Raw genomic sequence first — 1216 nt, forward strand, 5'->3', positions numbered from 1 at the left:
CAGATTCGATGGTGTGCTCCGTGCGCGGCGGCTTGTATATCAAGCTGCTCAACCAGAGCCTTATCTGACTGGTCTGCGCCAGCCGCGCCGCAATGGCCCCGATCAAGGGCTGGAGCATGAAGCTTCCGAGATGGTTGCTGGTCAGTGCGACGTGATCGTTGAATCGGAGCTGATGAGGCGAGCCCTCGATCCAGTCGTCCATCTCGTCGAGCGTGATGGGTAACACCCTGTCGCGCTCGCCCCTGTGATGAGCCGCCACGGCGGCCGACGCGGCATCCACCACTTCGTCGGTGAACAATCGTGGTGTGACGAACCAGCCGTGCTGCTGATAGAACTCGACATCGTCGTCGGATGGGAGAAACTTTCGTTCAGCCGGTGACAAATTGAACATAATACCTCGTTCCAGTTTTACCTTACGCATCCCACAGCACGGGACAAATCGTGGGGTCGCTGTAGTCGAAATCGCCGTTCGGTAGCTTGCGGCACATCCTATCGTTGGCAGTAGTGAGCAATTCCCCCGCTTGATCGTGGACCGGTTGGTAGCGATTCACGCGATCCTGCATATCGACTGTTGCACCGACCCTGGCACGCCCGCTCAGATTGGGGCCGCTGCTGTGGAGCGTCAGGCAGTGATGGAAACTGACTTCTCCCTTGCGCAACAACATGGGAACGGTTCGCAGTGGCATGCCGGTGCGCTCGAGGCGGTCCTGCAACAACGCGGGATCGGCGCCGAAAAATGTTCGGCCGTATCTGATGGCACGAATGTCTTCGGTATCCGGCCAGCGGTGGCTTTCATCGATCATCACCACCGGACCCATGGACTCGTCACAGTCCTGTAGAGCGATCCACGCAGTCAACATATTGGTGGAGGTACAGGTACGCAGGTAGGCGCGTTCGGCATGCCATCCTATAGTGGTATCGCCGCCGGCGGTTTGTGGTTGCTTGTACACAATACTGCTCTGCCACAATCTGATCTGGCTCGTTTGCGCCAACCGCGCCGCAACGGCCGCGACTATCGGCTGCAGCATGAAATCGCGGAGGCGGCGATTTGTCAGCGCGACGTAATCGTTGAACCGGATCTGGTGAACCGCGCCCGGGGCCCAATCGTAGAGTTCGTCGATCGCGCCTGGTAGCGAGTAATCACGCTCGCGTTGGTGATGCGCCTCCAATGCAGTCAACGCATCGTCGATTGCTTCCTCGGTGAACAATCGTGGCG

General features: G+C 58.8%; 1 protein-coding gene and 1 pseudogene. Both read right to left on the bottom strand.

The annotated features are described in order from the left end of the window. Window positions 1–391: pseudogene (locus ACFWPJ_RS33330) on the bottom strand (phytanoyl-CoA dioxygenase family protein); the annotation flags it as partial. A 22-nt stretch (window positions 392–413) separates the two neighbouring features. Continuing rightward, window positions 414–1216: phytanoyl-CoA dioxygenase family protein (locus ACFWPJ_RS33335; protein ID WP_378857581.1), on the bottom strand; the 803-nt coding region annotated here is incomplete at its 5' end.

The organism is Nocardia sp. NPDC058497, assembly GCF_042720195.1.
Classification (GTDB): Bacteria; Actinomycetota; Actinomycetes; order Mycobacteriales; family Mycobacteriaceae; genus Nocardia.